The sequence below is a fragment of the Lactobacillus sp. UMNPBX15 genome, assembly GCF_002553785.1.
GTDB lineage: Bacteria > Bacillota > Bacilli > Lactobacillales > Lactobacillaceae > Lactobacillus > Lactobacillus crispatus.
In genome coordinates this window covers 18,765-35,444 of the sequence record NZ_PCYV01000003.1, presented here as the reverse complement: position 1 = coordinate 35,444, position 16,680 = coordinate 18,765, and the positions used below count along the sequence as shown (strand labels likewise).

General features: G+C 37.6%; 11 protein-coding genes and 1 pseudogene. All 12 read left to right on the top strand.

Annotated features, from left to right (window positions below; translation table 11 throughout):
* The first annotated feature begins 6 nt into the window (after positions 1 to 6).
* The 12 genes and pseudogenes from acpP (at position 7) to CP366_RS01550 (ending at position 16,667) form a co-directional block, all read left to right on the top strand.
* Positions 7 to 249, top strand: coding sequence for an acyl carrier protein (gene acpP, locus CP366_RS01610; protein WP_057726637.1), 243 nt, complete (start codon positions 7 to 9; stop codon positions 247 to 249).
* Between the two features lie 118 nt (positions 250 to 367).
* The gene (locus CP366_RS01605; RefSeq protein ID WP_005723130.1) at positions 368 to 1,384 is read left to right on the top strand and encodes an ABC transporter ATP-binding protein; all 1,017 of its coding nucleotides are present in this window, start codon (positions 368 to 370) and stop codon (positions 1,382 to 1,384) included.
* A gap of 3 nt (positions 1,385 to 1,387) precedes the next feature.
* Positions 1,388 to 2,374 carry an ATP-binding cassette domain-containing protein gene (locus CP366_RS01600; protein WP_023488745.1) on the top strand — a complete coding sequence of 329 codons (987 nt, stop codon included), beginning with the start codon at positions 1,388 to 1,390 and terminating at the stop codon, positions 2,372 to 2,374.
* A 2-nt stretch (positions 2,375 to 2,376) separates the two neighbouring features.
* Positions 2,377 to 3,336: an oligopeptide ABC transporter permease gene (gene opp4B / locus CP366_RS01595; RefSeq protein ID WP_023488744.1), complete on the top strand. Its 960-nt coding sequence runs from the start codon at positions 2,377 to 2,379 to the stop codon at positions 3,334 to 3,336.
* Positions 3,337 to 3,350: 14 nt separating this feature from the next.
* Positions 3,351 to 4,280, top strand: a complete 930-nt coding sequence (locus CP366_RS01590) for an ABC transporter permease (RefSeq protein WP_023488743.1) — start codon at positions 3,351 to 3,353, stop codon at positions 4,278 to 4,280.
* A 213-nt stretch (positions 4,281 to 4,493) separates the two neighbouring features.
* Positions 4,494 to 6,263: pseudogene (locus CP366_RS01585) on the top strand (oligopeptide ABC transporter substrate-binding protein).
* Positions 6,264 to 6,461: 198 nt separating this feature from the next.
* Positions 6,462 to 8,231 (top strand): oligopeptide ABC transporter substrate-binding protein, encoded by a 1,770-nt coding sequence (locus CP366_RS01580; protein WP_089145967.1) that lies wholly within the window; start codon positions 6,462 to 6,464, stop codon positions 8,229 to 8,231.
* Between the two features lie 106 nt (positions 8,232 to 8,337).
* Entirely contained in the window at positions 8,338 to 9,027 is a 690-nt protein-coding gene (rnc, locus tag CP366_RS01575; RefSeq protein WP_089147612.1) for a ribonuclease III, read from the top strand.
* A 12-nt stretch (positions 9,028 to 9,039) separates the two neighbouring features.
* Complete coding sequence (gene smc / locus CP366_RS01570; RefSeq protein ID WP_089147611.1) at positions 9,040 to 12,609, top strand: chromosome segregation protein SMC; 3,570 nt, start codon at positions 9,040 to 9,042, stop codon at positions 12,607 to 12,609.
* The gene (gene ftsY, locus CP366_RS01565) at positions 12,610 to 13,908 is read left to right on the top strand and encodes a signal recognition particle-docking protein FtsY (RefSeq protein ID WP_089147610.1); all 1,299 of its coding nucleotides are present in this window, start codon (positions 12,610 to 12,612) and stop codon (positions 13,906 to 13,908) included.
* 44 nt (positions 13,909 to 13,952) lie between these two features.
* The gene (locus CP366_RS01560) at positions 13,953 to 15,374 is read left to right on the top strand and encodes a C69 family dipeptidase (protein ID WP_089147609.1); all 1,422 of its coding nucleotides are present in this window, start codon (positions 13,953 to 13,955) and stop codon (positions 15,372 to 15,374) included.
* A 546-nt stretch (positions 15,375 to 15,920) separates the two neighbouring features.
* Positions 15,921 to 16,667 carry an ABC transporter ATP-binding protein gene (locus CP366_RS01550; protein WP_013086514.1) on the top strand — a complete coding sequence of 249 codons (747 nt, stop codon included), beginning with the start codon at positions 15,921 to 15,923 and terminating at the stop codon, positions 16,665 to 16,667.
* Positions 16,668 to 16,680: the final 13 nt, after the last annotated feature.

Below are 16,680 nucleotides of genomic sequence, written 5' to 3'. Positions count from 1 at the left end.
AGTTTTATGTCAGAAGAAGAAATTTTTAATAAAATCAAAGACATGATCGCTGATAATTTTGATGTTGATAAAGACAAGATTACTGAAAACACTAATTTTATGGACGATTTAGATGCTGATTCAATTGATTTGGTTGAATTTATTTTACAATTGGAAGATGAATTTGGCGCAGAAATTCCTGACGATGAAGCTGAAAAAATTAAAACAATTGGTGATGCTGTTTCATATATTAAGTCTCATCAAGGATAATTTTCTAAAAAAAGCCGTGTCGTGATTTGCATATGACCGGCTTTGTGTTTATAATTAGAAAATAAATAGAAAAGATTAAATGCTTTTAATAAAAAAGCTCGAGATGGAGGAATGACCTTTGGAGAAGCAGAGTGATCTTTTATTAGATATTCAACACCTGCATACGGCATACCGTTTGCAAGGGAAATTCTATGATGCGGCAGACGATGTTAATCTGACTCTGAAGCGCGACGAGATTTTAGCCATCGTTGGTGAATCTGGTTGTGGTAAGAGTACAATTGCCTCAAGTATCATTGGATTGTACGACCATAAAAATACTAAAGTAACAGGGGACATTCTTTACAATGAATTAAACCTAGTTGGCTTGAATGAATCACTTTTCAATAAGATTCGTGGGGACAAGATCGGAATGATCTTCCAGGACCCGTTAGCCAGCTTGAACCCATTGATGCGTGTTGGTGACCAAGTTGCTGAAACTCTTTATTACCACACTGATATGGACGAAAAGGCACGTCACGCACGTGTCATTGAATTGTTTAATCAAGTAGGAATGCCAAAGCCTGAAGAAATGTACGAAATGTACCCACATGAGTTGTCTGGTGGGCTTCGTCAGCGTGTTGTAATTGCGATGGCGATTGCATGTAAGCCTGAAGTTATTATTGCCGATGAACCAACAACAGCTTTGGATGTTACTATTCAAGCTCAAATTTTGGATTTGCTTGAAGATATTCAAAAACAATCTCACTCAGGGATTATTTTGATCACTCACGACTTAGGTGTTGTAGCAGAAACTGCTGATGAAGTTGCAGTCATGTATGCTGGTCAAATTGTTGAAAAATCTGATGTAAAGACAATTTTTGAAAACCCACTTCATCCATATACTCGATCATTACTTAACTCAATGCCTCAATCAGACGATACGGATGAAGACCTTCACGTAATTCACGGTACTGTGCCATCACTTAAGAATATGCCACGTACTGGAGATCGATTTGCTGCAAGAATTCCTTGGATTCCTGCTAGCGCACATGAAGAAGAACCTAAGGTGCATGAAGTTGCGCCAGGTCACTGGGTAAGATGTACTTGCTGGAAGTCATTCCACTTTGAGGATGAAAAGACAGCAAGTGGGGAGTAGTTTATGGCAAAAGAAATTATTCAAATCAAAGATTTAAAGGTCTATTACCCAATTCGCTCTGGATTTTGGAACAGAATTACTGATTATGTCCGTGCCGTTGATGGGATTAATTTTTCAATTGGTGAAGGTGAAACTTACGGTTTAATCGGTGAATCTGGTTCTGGTAAATCTACTACCGGTAAGGCGATTGTTGGGGTTGAAAAAGTTACAAGTGGTCAAATCATGTATAAGGGTTTGGACGTAACTAAGGCAAGCAACCGTAAGAAGCTTGATTATAATAAAGATGTTCAAATGATCTTCCAGGATTCAATGTCAAGTTTGAACCCAAGAAAGAGAATCGAAGACATTATTGCTGAGCCAATTAGAAACTTTGAAAATTTAACTACAGATCAAGAACGTGATCGTGTTCAAGAATTGCTTGATATTGTGGGGATGCCTAGTGATGCCATTTACAAGTATCCACACGAATTCTCAGGTGGTCAACGTCAAAGAATTGGTGTCGCACGTGCGGTTGCTACTAATCCCAAGTTGATTGTAGCTGATGAACCAACTTCTGCTTTGGACTTGTCAGTTCAAGCACAGGTGTTGAACTTTATGAAGCACATTCAACAACAATATAACATTGCTTACTTGTTCATTTCTCACGACTTGGGTGTCGTTAAGCACATGTCAGAAAACTTGGCAATCATGCACCGTGGTCGTTTGGTTGAATTAGGTAGCCGTGAAGAAATTTACAAGCACCCAATTCATATCTATACTAAGCGTTTGCTTTCCGCTATTCCTCAAGTTGATGTTAAACATCGTGAAGAACACAAGAAACATCGCGAACAAGTTGAAAAGGAATTCCAAGAAAATCAAAGCAAGTGGTACGACAAGGATGGTCGTGTATATCCATTACAACAAGTAGCACCTAAGCACTGGGTAGCTTTGCCAAAAGATATGGCCCACGAAGCTAAACTTGAAGAATTAGAAGAAAAGGAGAGTGATTAAGCATGTGGAAAACGATTTTACGGCGTTTGTTAATCATGATCCCTCAATTGATTATCTTGAGTTTGCTGGTCTTCCTTTTGGCTAAAATGATGCCTGGTGACCCATTCAGTGGATCAATTAACCCTAACACCGACCCTAAACAAATTGAAGCCTTAAAACGGGCTGCAGGTCTGTTTGATCCATGGTACGTGCAATACTTTAGATGGGTGGGCAACTTGTTCCATGGTGATCTTGGTACAAGTTACATCCAGCACGTTCCTGTAACTTCATTGATTGCCGACCGTGCAAATAACACCTTCTGGTTATCACTTTTAACTACTATTTTGACTTATAGTATTGCTGTCCCTCTTGGTATTACTTCAGGTCGTCACCAAGACGAATGGCAAGATACTAGTGTTAGAATTTTTAACTACATCACCTTGGCTACCCCAGGATTCGTATTCTACATCTTAGGTTTGTGGCTCTTCGGTTTCACCTTGGGTTGGTTCCCAATTTCTGGTTCTGTTTCAGCTAGTGCCTCTGGTTTCTGGGGCGTACTTGGCAGTAGAATCTATCACATGATTTTGCCAGCAATTCTGTATGCCTTGATTACTACTACTGGTACTGTTCAGTACTTAAGAACTGGGATTGTTGATAACAAGGTTGAAGACTACGTAAGAACCGCTCGTAGTAAGGGTGTGCCTGAAAATGTCGTCTTCAACAAGCACATTTTACGTAACTCATTATTGCCAATCGCTGCCTTCCTTGGTAACACTATTACCGGTTTGCTTAGTGGTTCAATGATCATTGAAAGTGTATTTAGTTACCCTGGTATGGGTAAGTTGTTCCTTGACTCAATTGGTCAACGTGACTACACTACTTTGACTGCTTTGATTTTGATCTTTGGTATCTTGACTCTAATTGGTAACTTATTGTCAGATATCATTATGAGTATCATTGACCCACGTATTAGAATTCAATAGGGAGGAGAGAAAAAATGGCTGATAAGAAAGAAAAAGCTACAAAGAAAGCTACTAAAGAAGACGCAAAGCAAAAGGCTACTCTCCCACCTTCTGGATTCAAGGTGGCTATGCACGAAATTGTGCGTTCAAAGTCTGCTTTAACAGCTTTGATTATCATTATTGTAATTTTACTGTTCACTTTTGGTGGTTCATTATTCTTAAACCGTGCTCAAGTAACTGAAATGAACATTGCCGATTCATATTATGGTTGGGGTGAAGCAGGCCACCTGTTAGGTACTGATGATGGTGGTCGTGACATTCTGAAGCTGCTCATCATGGGTGGACGTAACTCAATCATGATTGGTATTTCAGTTACTGTAATTACTGAAATTGTTGGTTTGGTAGTTGGTTTGGTTTCAGGTTACTTTGGTGGAGCAATTGACTCAGTTATCATGAGAATAGTTGACTTTATCCAGATTTTGCCACAAATGCCAATTATTATTGTTTTGACTACTGTTATTCCTAACTACAATGCCGTAACTTTGGTATTCTTGATTGCGATGTTTGGTTGGACGGTCACGGCACGTTACTTCCGTTCGTTCGTCCTGTCGCAGCGTGGTCGTGACTATGTTTTGGCATCTAAGACTTCAGGTTCATCTAACTTTAAGATTATGTTCCGTGAAGTTTTGCCAAACATTACTTCAATGATTATCATTGACGTTGTTTTGAGTATTGCTGGTAACATTGGTATTGAAACTAGTTTGTCATTCTTGAACTATGGTTTACCAAGTACTACGCCATCACTTGGTACTTTGATTGGATTTGCTAACGACCCAGTTAACGTTATTAACCGTCCATGGTTGTGGCTGCCAGCTACTATCTTACTTTTGGTAATTTCCTTGAGTATTAACTATGTTGGTCAAGCTCTACAACGTGCTGGTGACGCAAGACAGCGTGAAAACTAATAAAGTAATAATTAAATTAAAACAGCTCTATCGCAAGGTAGAGCTGTTTTTGCATATTTATAACTAAATTCTTATTGAAAGTAAATAAAATATAAATTAAAAATAATCTCATAAAACTATTGCATTTTTAATTTATGGTGGTATGATTTAATCATCAACTTGATTCAAATAACTATTGAAAATGAATTGTATCCTAGATGGGGGAAACAAAGTATGAAATTATCAAAAGTATTGGGTTCAGTAGGAGTCGTTTCTGCGGCAGCATTAGCGTTAGTTGCTTGTGGTAACAAGAGTGAAAGCAATAATGCTGGTGCTAAGGATGCACAAAAATTCCCAGCATCCACTCCTAAGAAAGCTACTAAATAAGGTGGTAGTGTATCAGTTGCTCTAGAAACTGATACTCCGTTTACTGGGATTTTCTCAGATGAATTAGCAACTTCTGCAATTGACTCAAGCGTTGCAGCTCCAGGTGAAGAATCATTATTTGACACCGATGATCATTACAGAATCAATGACAAAGGTGCCGCAACTATGAAGATTGACAAGAAAGCCAAAACTGTAACTATTACAGTGAAGAAGGGTGTTAAGTGGTCTGATGGTCAACAAGTAAATGCTAAGGATCTTGAATATCCATATGAAATCTTAGCTAACAAAAAGACAGCAGCTCAACGTTATGATTCTACTCTGGAAGAAATTAAAGGTATGAAAGAGTATCATGAGGGTAAGGCAAAAACTATTTCAGGGATTGAAATGCCAGATGGTGAAAAGGGTCGCACTATTGTAATTCATTATAAAGAATTAAAGCCTGGTATGTACTTCTCAGGTAATGGTTACTTCTGGGAATCAGCTGCTCCATATCATTATTTAAAGAACGTTCCATTTAATAAACTTCAATCAAGTGATCAAATCAGAAAGAAGCCATTATACTTTGGCCCATTTAAGCTTGATAAGCTTGTTCGTGGTCAATCAGTAACTTGGGTTCCTAACAAATACTACTGGAGAGGTAAACCAAAGTTGGATAAAATTACCATCTCTGTAGTAAACACTAACTCAGCTTCTCAAGCTATCAAGAGTCACAAGTTCGACATTGCTGGTGTAATTAATTCACAATGGGATCAAGTTAAGAATACTAAAGGTGTTAACTGGGTTGCTCAGGTTCCACTTGCATATAGTTATCTTGGCTTTAAAGTCGGTAAGTGGGATTCCAAGACTGGCAAGAATGTAATGGATAAGAATTCTAAGGTTGGTAACAAGAATTTAAGAAAAGCTATCGGCTATGCAATGAACTTAGATGCTGTTAACAAGCGTTATACTCATGGCTTAAGCTTTAGAATTAATACTTTGATTCCTTCAGGCTTTGGTAAGTATCACGACAGTAGTATTAAGGGCTTCAATTACAACTTAAAGAAAGCTAATGAATTGCTTGACAAGGCTGGCTATAAGAAGAAGGGTAAGTGGCGTGTACAACCAAATGGTAAGCCATTAGTTCTTCACTACGCTTCAATGTCAGGCTCTCCAAACGCAGAAGCTATTACCCAAAACTACTTGCAACAATGGCATAAGATCGGTCTTAATGTTAAGTTAACTGGTGGCCGTTTGATGGAATTCAACTCATTCTATGACAAGGTGCAACACGACTCTAAAGATATTGACTTCTTCTCTGCAGGTTGGAGCTTAGCTTCTGAGCCATCACAAGCATCTATGTATGGTGAAACCTCACCAATGAACTATGAGCGTTTTGCAACTCCTGAAAACAACAAGTTGCTTGCAGAAATGGACTCTCAAAAAGCATTTGATACTAATTACCGTATTAAAGTCTTCCATGAATGGCAAAAGTACATGTATGATGAAGCATTTGTAATTCCAACTAATAATTCTTACAGTATTTCTGCAGTTAATAACAAACTTACTGGTTACTCAACCAAACCATCACAAAATAACAACGGTCACCAATTATGGTACCAAGTTGGTTACGCTAAGTAATTCATTAATCATTAGTAAAACTAAACTCCAAAATTCTAAACATAAACAAATTCCTTATATTAAATTCTAATAACTAACTAATAGAAAAGACAGGTATCTTAATCCGAATACCTGTCTTTTTCATGCTATTGTTATATTTTTATAAGAGTGATAAACTTAATAAGTCAACTTGCTTCAGGTAATGGAGGAATTTTACTAATGAAAAAGGCAAAACTTTTTGCTGGTATTACACTGTTATCAGGTGTAGCTCTTACCTTAGCTGCCTGTGGTAAGTCAGAATCTCATTCTGATGAATCAAAGACTGCTTCTAAGTTTAAGGAAGCTGTTCCTACTAAGGCTACTAAGAATGGCGGTACTGTTAAGGTTGCTGTTGAAGCTGATACCCCATTTACTGGTATCTTCAACGACGAACTTTCAACTTCAGCTACTGATACTGAAGTTATGCAATATGGTGCAGAATCACTTTTTGGTACTGATGATCACTATGTTTTCAATGATAAAGGTGCTGCAACAATTAAGGTTGACCAAAAAGCTAAGACCGTAACTGTTGAAATTAAGAAGGGTGTTAAGTGGTCAGATGGCAAGCAAGTAACTGCTAAGGACTATGAATACGCTTATGAAATTATTGCTAACAAAGACACTAAGTCACAACGTTACACTTCAAGTTTAGCTGATTTGGAAGGCTTGCAAGAATATCATGAAGGTAAGTCAAAGACTATCTCAGGCTTTGAAATGCCAGATGGCGAAAATGGTCGTAAAGCTGTTCTTCACTTTAAGACGATGAAGCCTGGTATGAACACTTCAGGTAATGGTTACATTTGGGAAGCTGCTGCTCCTTACCACTACTTGAAAGATGTTAAATTCAAGGACTTAATGTCAAGTGATAAGATTCGTAAGAAGCCATTGTTCTTTGGTGCTTACAAATTGCAAAAGGTTGTTCGTGGTCAATCAGTAACTTGGGTTCCTAACGAATACTACTACAAGGGTAAGCCAAAGCTTTCAAAGATTACTGCTACAGTAATTAACCCTAACTCAGTTGCTCAAAGTATTAAGTCAAGAAAATTTGACGTTACTCAAGTAATCAACTCACAATGGAAGAACATCAAGGATACTAAGGGCGTTAACTTTATCGCTAAAATTCCACTACAATACTCATACTTAGGCTTTAAGGTTGGTAAGTGGGATGCCAAGAAGGGCGAAAACGTAATGGACAAGAATTCTAAGATGAATAACAAGGCCTTACGTCAAGCTATTGGTTATGGTATGAACGTTAACCAAGTTTACAAGCGTTACTCATTTGGTTTATCATTCAGAGTTCCAACTTTGATTCCAAAACAATTTGGTGATTACTTTGACAAGGATATTAAGGGTTACACTTACAATATTAAGAAGGGTAATGAAATCTTGGACAAGGCTGGCTACAAGAAGAAGGGTACTTACCGTGTACAACCTAACGGCAAGCCTTTAACTATTCACCTTGCAGCCATGACCGGTAGCTCAACTGCCGAGCCAATCGTTCAAAACTATATCCAACAATGGAAGAAGATGGGCTTGAACGTTAAGTTAACTAGTGGTCGTTTAATCGAATTCAATTCATTCTACGACAAGGTTCAAAACGATGATCCATCAGTAGATATGTTTATTGGTGCATGGTCATTATCAAGTGAACCATCACCTAATGACTTGTATAGCGAAAAGGCTCCAATGAACTACTCACGTTTCGTAACTCCTGAAAACACCAAGTTACTTGACGAAATGGATTCACAGAAGGCCTTCAACCACAAGTACAGAGTTGAAAAATTCCATGAATGGCAAAAGTACATGTTTGATGAAGCTTACGTAATTCCTATAGCTAATAGTTACTCAATTACTGCCGTTAACAAGAAGCTTACTGGTTACTCACTTAAGCCATCGGATTCAATGGGTAATGGTTTCCCTAACTGGTACAATGTTGCTTACGCTAAGTAAAGCAATTATTTAAAATTACAAAAGACTGTTTCTAAATTTTAGAAGCGGTCTTTTTTCTGTGACCCGAAAACTGGTATAATTTATAGGTATAAAAAGGGGCATTTTTATGGTAAGTACAAAGTTTTTAAAAAAATTAAAAGACGATTATAATATCGAATTTAACAATGAAAAGCTATTAGAAGGAGCATTTACGCATTCTTCATATTCAAATGAACATCCCAATGATGGAATTCGCGATTATGAAAAACTCGAATTTCTTGGTGATGCTGTGCTAGAATTAGCCGTTTCGAATTATGTTTATCTTCATTATCCTAAGTTGAATGAAGGTGAATTAACTCGTTTGAGATCTAATATTGTCCGAACTGAAGGATTTTCAGAATTCGCCATTGAATGTGGTTTTCAAGATGAGATTCACTTGGGCAATGGTGAAGAAAAAGCTGGAGCACGACACCGCAAAACTTTACTGGAAGACGTGTTTGAAGCTTTCAATGGGGCACTTTTCCTTGATCAAGGGATGCCAGCAGTTGAACATTTTTTGCATTTAACAGTTTATCCATTGATTGATAAGGGTGAATTCGATGATTCACGCGACTATAAGACAGACTTGCAGGAAGTATTGCAGCAAGATGGTCCTGTGAATATCGAATACACCGTTATTAGTGAATCTCAATTACCTTCACACTTTGTTGTTGAACTAAAAATTAACGGAAAAGTTGAATCAAAAGGTGAGGGTCACAATAAGAAAGCAGCTGAACAACAAGCTGCTAAGGTCGCTTTACAAAAATTAGAAAAATAAGGGGATGAAAAAGTGCCATTAACAGAATTAGTGCTCGATGGTTTTAAATCATTCGCTGATAAGACAACTATTCATTTTGATGATGGAATTACCGGAATCGTTGGTCCTAATGGTTCGGGGAAAAGTAACATTACTGAAGCCGTACGTTGGGTAATGGGTGAATCCAGTGCTAAGTCACTACGTGGAACGAATATGAAGGATGTCATCTTTGCCGGTAGTCAATTTCGCAAGCCGCTCAATAAGGCGGAAGTTACTTTAGTTTTTGATAATAAAAAGCGTGAGTTGGCTTTTGATTCAGATCAGGTCTCAATTACTAGAAGAATTCTGCGATCAGGTGACAGTGAATTTTTAATTAATAATCAGCAAGTGCGGATGCGAGATGTGCGGACACTCTTTCTTGATTCTGGAATTTCACCTAATAGCCTAGCAATTATTTCTCAGGGTCGAGTTGATCAAATCTTGAATTCTCGTCCTGAACAAAGAAGAGTAATCTTTGAAGAAGCTGCTGGTGTTTTGCATTTTAAACAACAAAAAGAAGCTGCCAGGGCGCAAATGGAGAAAACCAAGGATAATTTAATTAGAATCAATGACTTGGTTAAAGAACTTGAAGGTCGATTGGAGCCGCTGCATGAGCAAAGTTCGCTGGCTAAAGAATATCAATTTCAAAAGAAGGGACTAGATCAGAAATTAAAAAGTCTATTAGCTTTTGAAATTGAGGATTTAAACCGGCAAAAAGAAGAAGTCCAAAAAGCAGCAGATAGGAACCAAATCCTGTTAACAAAACTGGATAATGAAGTAAAAGGTTCGCAAAGTGCTGTTTCTGAAAAACGGGCAGAATATCAAAAAATTCAAAATGAGCGAGAGCAAACGCAGAGTGAATTATTAAAGCTAAGTGACCAATTATCACAGATCAATACTAACTTGCAGATCGCACAGCAATCACAACAGTTTAATAATTCAACTAGGGTAGAAACTCAACGTCAAGTTGAAGAATTGAAAAATAGCTTGGTTAAGCTAAAGGATGAATTGTCTGAACTGCAGCGGAATAAAAAGCAACTTAAGCAGGAGCAAGATGCTTTACAAGAGCAGCATGATCAATTGACTGGTGAATTGCACGATGATCCAGAAGAATTGAGTAAGCGACTAGAAGATTGTCGTAACGACTATATTCAACTTTTACAAGATCAGGCTACAACTAATAATCAGATTGTTAATCTGAATACTGAATTAAAACGTAGTCAGGCAGACACTACATATCAAAATAGTGATGTAAGCAAGCAGCTAACCGATGCTCGGACTGAACTGGAGAAGCTGAGAACTGAAGGCAAGCAGCTGACAGTTAAGCGGCAAAAGGAAAAAGAAAAATTTGCGCAAGTTAATGATCAAAATAATGATTTAACTAAACAGATTAATCAGATTCGGCAAGACGTTAACGCAGAGCGCAGTCAATTAGAGAAAGTTGAAGCGCGACATGAAGCTTTAGTAAATATTCAAAAGCGGCATGAGGGTTATTACTACGGTGTACGTAATGTTTTGAATCATCTATCTGATTTCCCTGGTGTGATCGGGGCTGTGGGTGAATTGATTACATTTCCAGTTGAGCTAGAAGCTGCAATGACGACGGCTCTTGGCGGTGGCGTACAGGATTTGATTACTGAAAGCAGAGTTAGTGCTAGGGATGCAATTAATCAATTAAAGCGTAGTCGTAGTGGACGAGCTACTTTTTTACCATTAGATGGCTTGCGTCAATACACTATTCCACAGTCAACTATCACTACTTTGCAATCTTTTAGTGGCTTTAAGGGCGTAGCAAGTGATTTAGTTGAAAGTAAAGCCGATCAAGATATTACTGCTGCGATTAATTATTTGCTGGGTAGTGTGATTATCGTTGATACGATTGATAGTGCAATGTCAATTTCACGTCGAGTTAACCGCTATCGGATTGTTACCTTAGATGGCGATGTGATTTCCCCAGGTGGTTCGATGACTGGTGGTCAAAGAAACCAACGTAATAATTCACCACTGCAGACGGCAACTGAAATTAATCAGTTAGAGAAGCAATTACAGACTTTACGACAAAATTTGGCTGAAGATCAAGAAAGGTTAGATGAGCTAGTTACTCAAGGTGAAAAAGTTGCGGCTAAATTGCAACAACTGCGTGATACTTTGCAGGAGACTAATCAAGCGATTAATGAAGCTGCTATTTCTTTCCAAAATCAAGAAAAGGAAGTAAAGCGGCTAACTGATGCTAATAGTTTATATAAATCTCGAGTAAAAGAACAACAAGATCGGATTGCTGCTTTAAAGAAAGAAATCACTCAGGCTAATGATCAGCAGGAACAATTGGCTAAGCAAAATGAAGTACAAAAGGGCAAAATGAATGACTTGCAAGAAAAGATTAAGAACTTCAATAGCTTAAGTCAACGTGTACAAGAGGAATTATCAAAGCTTGATCCTCAAATTGCAGTTTATACTAATAAGTTGGAAAACTTAGCTAGTCAGGAAAAAGAAAAAAATAGTCAGATCACTAATAATCAGAAGCAAACTGATAGCTTAGAGCAGAAATTAACTGAATTAAGTCAAAATGGTGAATTATCAGTTAAGAAGAATTCTGATTTACAAACACAAAAAGCTGAAATTAAGCAAAAGAATGAAACTCTGCAAAAGAAGCTGAATGAACTTAGTGCGCAATTAGGACAAGTTGATGCGCAGATTAATCAACTTGACCAAGTTGCCAGTCGTAATTATGATTTACGCAAAGATGCAGCAATTGAACAAGAAGATTACTCAGTAAAGATTGCGAAGTTTAATTCCGCAATTGATCAGCGCTTGTCAACTTTGAGTGAAGAGTATGCCTTAACGTTTGAAGCTGCTTTAGAGCAAGCAGAAGGCGAAAATACTGAAGAAAAGCGCAATGAACTGGCTAAAAGCGTGAAGTTGCATCGCATGTCAATTGAAGATATTGGCCAAGTAAATCTTGATTCTATTCAAGAATATGAAGATGTGAAAAAGCGCTATGACTTTTTGAATGGTCAGCAAAATGACCTGTTAAAAGCTCGTGATGACCTTGAAAAGTCAATGAACGAGTTAGATGAAGAAGTTAAGACGCGCTTCAAGAGTACCTTTAATCAAGTAGCATCTAGCTTTAAGAGTATTTTTCCAGTTGTCTTTGGTGGCGGTAAAGCTAGATTGGAACTCACTGAGCCTAATAATTTGCTAGAAACTGGAATTGAGATTATCGCACAGCCGCCTGGCAAAAAGCAGCAACGTTTAAGTCTGCTTTCTGGTGGTGAACGCGCGTTAACCGCAATTACTTTGTTGTTTGCCATGTTGCAGGTTAATCCGGTACCATTTTGTGTACTTGATGAAGTAGAAGCTGCCCTGGATGATGCAAACGTTACTCGTTTTGCGCAATTTTTGCTTAAATACGATATGAAAACCCAATTCATCGTGATCACGCATAGACGAGGGACGATGCGGCAGGCTGACCAACTATATGGTGTGGTTATGCAAGAATCTGGCGTTTCGCAAGTATTGTCGGTATCATTAAAAGAAATGAAGAATAAAAATGAGGTGAAATAGTTGGGTTTATTTGATCGAATAAAAAAATCACTCTTTGGTAAAAAAGACGAAGAGGATGAAAACAAAAAAGAAGAAAAACAGACTGAGCAAGAAAATGAAGCTAAGCCTGAATCAGAAGATAATGATCAAGAATCTGAAAAAGTAGTTGATGAAGCTAAATCGAAAATTGAAACTACTGATGAAGAAGAACAAACAGTAGAAGCACAAGAAGACTCTGAGGTAGAAGCTGAATCTGGTGATGAAGAAAAAGCAGTAGATTTAGATTCTAAACAACAGCCTGAAGAAGTTAAAGTAGAAGAGACTACTGAGACTGAAACAGAAGAACAAGTTGAAGAAACTGAAGTTTCTGATGAGGAGCCAACAGAATCACAAGAACAGCTTTATGAAAAGGGGCTAGAAAAGACTAACAAGGGATTTGGTGCAAGACTTAACGCCTTTTTTGCCAAGTTTAGAACAGTTGATGAAGATTTCTTCGATGATCTAGAAGACTTATTAATTGAATCTGACGTTGGCTATGAAACTGCTGAACAATTAACTGATGAATTGCGTGAAGAGGCTAAATTGCAAAATGCTAAGTCACGTGATGACTTGAAGCGAGTAATCGTTGAAAAGTTGGTTGACCTTTATGATAAAGGCGGCAATAGCGAAGATGAGCAATTGACGTATAATGCTGAAGCTAAACCTAACGTTTATCTATTTGTTGGTGTTAATGGTGCAGGTAAAACTACTACAATCGGTAAGTTAGCCAAACGTTTTAAGGATGAAGGAAAGTCAGTAATTTTAGCTGCGGCCGATACCTTTAGAGCGGGTGCCGTTGAACAGCTAGTTGAATGGGGAAAACGTGTTGACGTACCCGTAGTTACTGGTAAAGAAAAGGCTGATCCTGCTTCTGTTGTTTATGATGCAACTGAACGGGCAATCAGGGAAAAAGCTGACTATCTTTTAGTCGATACTGCGGGACGCTTGCAAAATAAGAAGAATTTAATGGCTGAATTGGAAAAAATTCAAAGAACAATCAAGAAGCTTTTACCAGATCAGCCAACAGAAACCTTGCTTGTGTTAGATGGTTCAACCGGGCAAAATGCGCTTTTGCAAGCCAAAGACTTTGACAAGACCACCAAATTAACTGGGCTTGTTTTAACTAAGTTGGACGGCTCATCTAAGGGTGGGGTAGTTCTAGCTATCCGTAACGAAATGAATTTGCCGGTTAAATTGGTTGGCTTAGGTGAGAGAGCTGAAGACTTAGCTGATTTTGATGCTGCAAATTATGCGATCGGTCTTTTCCACGGCTTGGTCTAGTGATAAAGTTAGAGATGTAAATATAGTTTTATAAGGAGAATTTTATGAAAGAATATAGTGCTTGTACTACTATCTTAGTTGGTAAAAATGCCTCGATTGATGGCACCACTATGATTGCTCGTAATGATGACACTTTTCGTCCAATTACCCCACAAAAGTTCATTATTGAGCCAGCCCGTCATGGTGAAAAGAAACATATTAAGTCATGGTTAAACAAGTTTGAAATGGACTTGCCAGAAGATGCGCAACGTGTACCAGCTGTTCCTAATGTTGACTACAAGCATCGTGGCTACTACGATGAAAGTGGAATTAACCAAGAAAACGTTGCAATGTCATGTACTGAATCAACTTATGGTAATGAGAGAACTTTAGCATTTGATCCACTTGTTAAAGATGGATTAGATGAAGACTGCATGCAGACTTCTGTTTTGCCATACATTCATTCAGCTCGTGATGGTGTGCAATATTTAGGTAAGTTAATTGCTAAGTACGGTTCACCAGCTGGTAACTCAGTTTTATTCAGTGATAAAGATGAAATTTGGTACATGGAAATTGTTACAGGTCACCACTGGGTAGCTGAGCGCATTCCAGATGATTGTTACGCTGCAACTGGTAATCGAGTTGCGATTGAACAAGTTGACTTTGATAATCCTGATTACTTCATGTGGAGTGAAGGTATTCAAGAATTTGTTGAAGAACACCATTTGAACCCAGATCATGAAGGCTGGAACTTCCGTCATATTTTTGGTACCTATACTGAACAAGATCGTCACTACAACACCAACCGTCAATGGTATATTCAAAAATTGTTCAATCCCGAAATTGAACAAAACCCACAAGATGGCGATATTCCATTTATTCGTAAGGCAGCTAAGAAGATCACTAAGGAAGATATTCAATTTGCTTTAGGTTCACACTACCAAGATACCCCGTATGATCCATTTGGTAAGGGTACGGATGAAGAAAAACATTGCTACCGTCCAATCGGTTTAAACCGTACGCAAAATGCTCATATTTTGCAAATTAGAAGTGATGTTCCAGCAGATCGTGCGGCTATTATGTGGTTATGTATTGGTGGTCCAACTTTCACTCCATTTGTACCATTCTTTGCTAATATGAATGATACTGATCCTTCATATAACAATACCTCAATGGATTACAATATGAATGATGCATGGTGGTATTACAAGTCATTTGCAGCTATCGTTGAAAGTCATTACCCACAATTTGTTCAGCTTGATACTACTTATTTAACTGAACTTAACCGCTACTTCAGAGGTCGAGTTGAAGAAATTATTGCTAGTGCAGAAGGTAAATCAGGTGATGAGTTAACTGAATATTTGACTAAGGAAAATCAAAAGACTGTTGCCCATACTCGTAAGGAAACTGAAAAGCTTTGGGGTCAAATGATGATTGAATCGATCAACATGTCCAAACTTACTTTCAATATGGATGAAAATCTTTAATAAATTCAAAACAGCTCGAAAAAGGGCTGTTTTTTATAATATGTGAAATGAAAGGAATATAGACAATGGCAGAAGGTACTATTGGCTCATTTTTTTACTAAGATTAACAATGAAGTTGAAAAACAAATGAATGACGATTTAAAAAATTGGTATTAATGCTAATGAACTGTTATTGAATTAAATCATCATCAGCATGGCAAAACTTTTGAAAAGTTGGCGAAAGAATTGCATGTAACTAATGATAAGGTCAAATCTTTGACAAAAAAATTGGCTGCCAAAGATTTGTGAAAGAAAGTTGAAAAGCACCGTGCAGAAACTGACCAAACTATTACAGGGATGCTCAGTAAAGATGAAACTCTTGGCTTGGTTAATGTACTGAAAAAGATGCTTAAGTCGAGTGAAGACAATAAGTAATGTAAAAATAGTAGAACTCCAGAAGTTAATTACTTTTGGAGTTTTTTTATGCAAAAATTATTGACAAATCTTTAATATAATATTACTGTATTAAGTAAATAGGACAGTAATATTATTAGTGAAAGGATAAAAATGTCAGAAATTTTAAGAGTGGATCAAGTAACTAAGACTTATGGTAAAAAAGGTGAGAAGCAATACCAAGCTTTAAAAGGAATTAGCTTTGCCATTGAACAAGGTGAATTCGTTGGCATTATGGGTGCTTCTGGTTCAGGAAAGACAACTTTATTGAATATCTTGTCGACGTTAGATAAGCCAACTAGTGGACATGTTTTAGTCAATAAGCAAGACATTACTGCACTTAAGAACAATCAAATGGCAGATTTTCGCGGAAAAGAAATTGGCTTTATTTTTCAAGATTTCAACTTGCTAGATAATTTGACTAATCGCGAGAATATAGCCTTGCCATTATCGCTTCAAGGAGTGAAGGCAAAGGAGATTGACGGAAAAGCAATGGCGATTGCCAAAAGATTGGGAATAGAATCTATCTTGGACAAATACCCAGCTGAAATTTCTGGTGGTCAAAAACAGCGTGTTGCTTCAGCTCGAGCATTGGTCCATAATCCGGCAATTTTATATGGTGATGAACCTACAGGAGCTTTAGATTCACAATCAGCTACGGAATTATTGAAAACAATGGCAGACTTGAATAAGAATGATCAAGTTTCGATTCTGATGGTAACGCATGATCCTTATTCAGCTTCTTACGCTCAAAGAATTTTGTTCATCAAAGATGGAAAAATCGGCAAAGAAATTAAAAAAGAAAATAAAACCAGAGAAGAATTTTATCAAGATATTATTGCTGAATTAGGTAGACGTTAGAGGGAGGTATAGA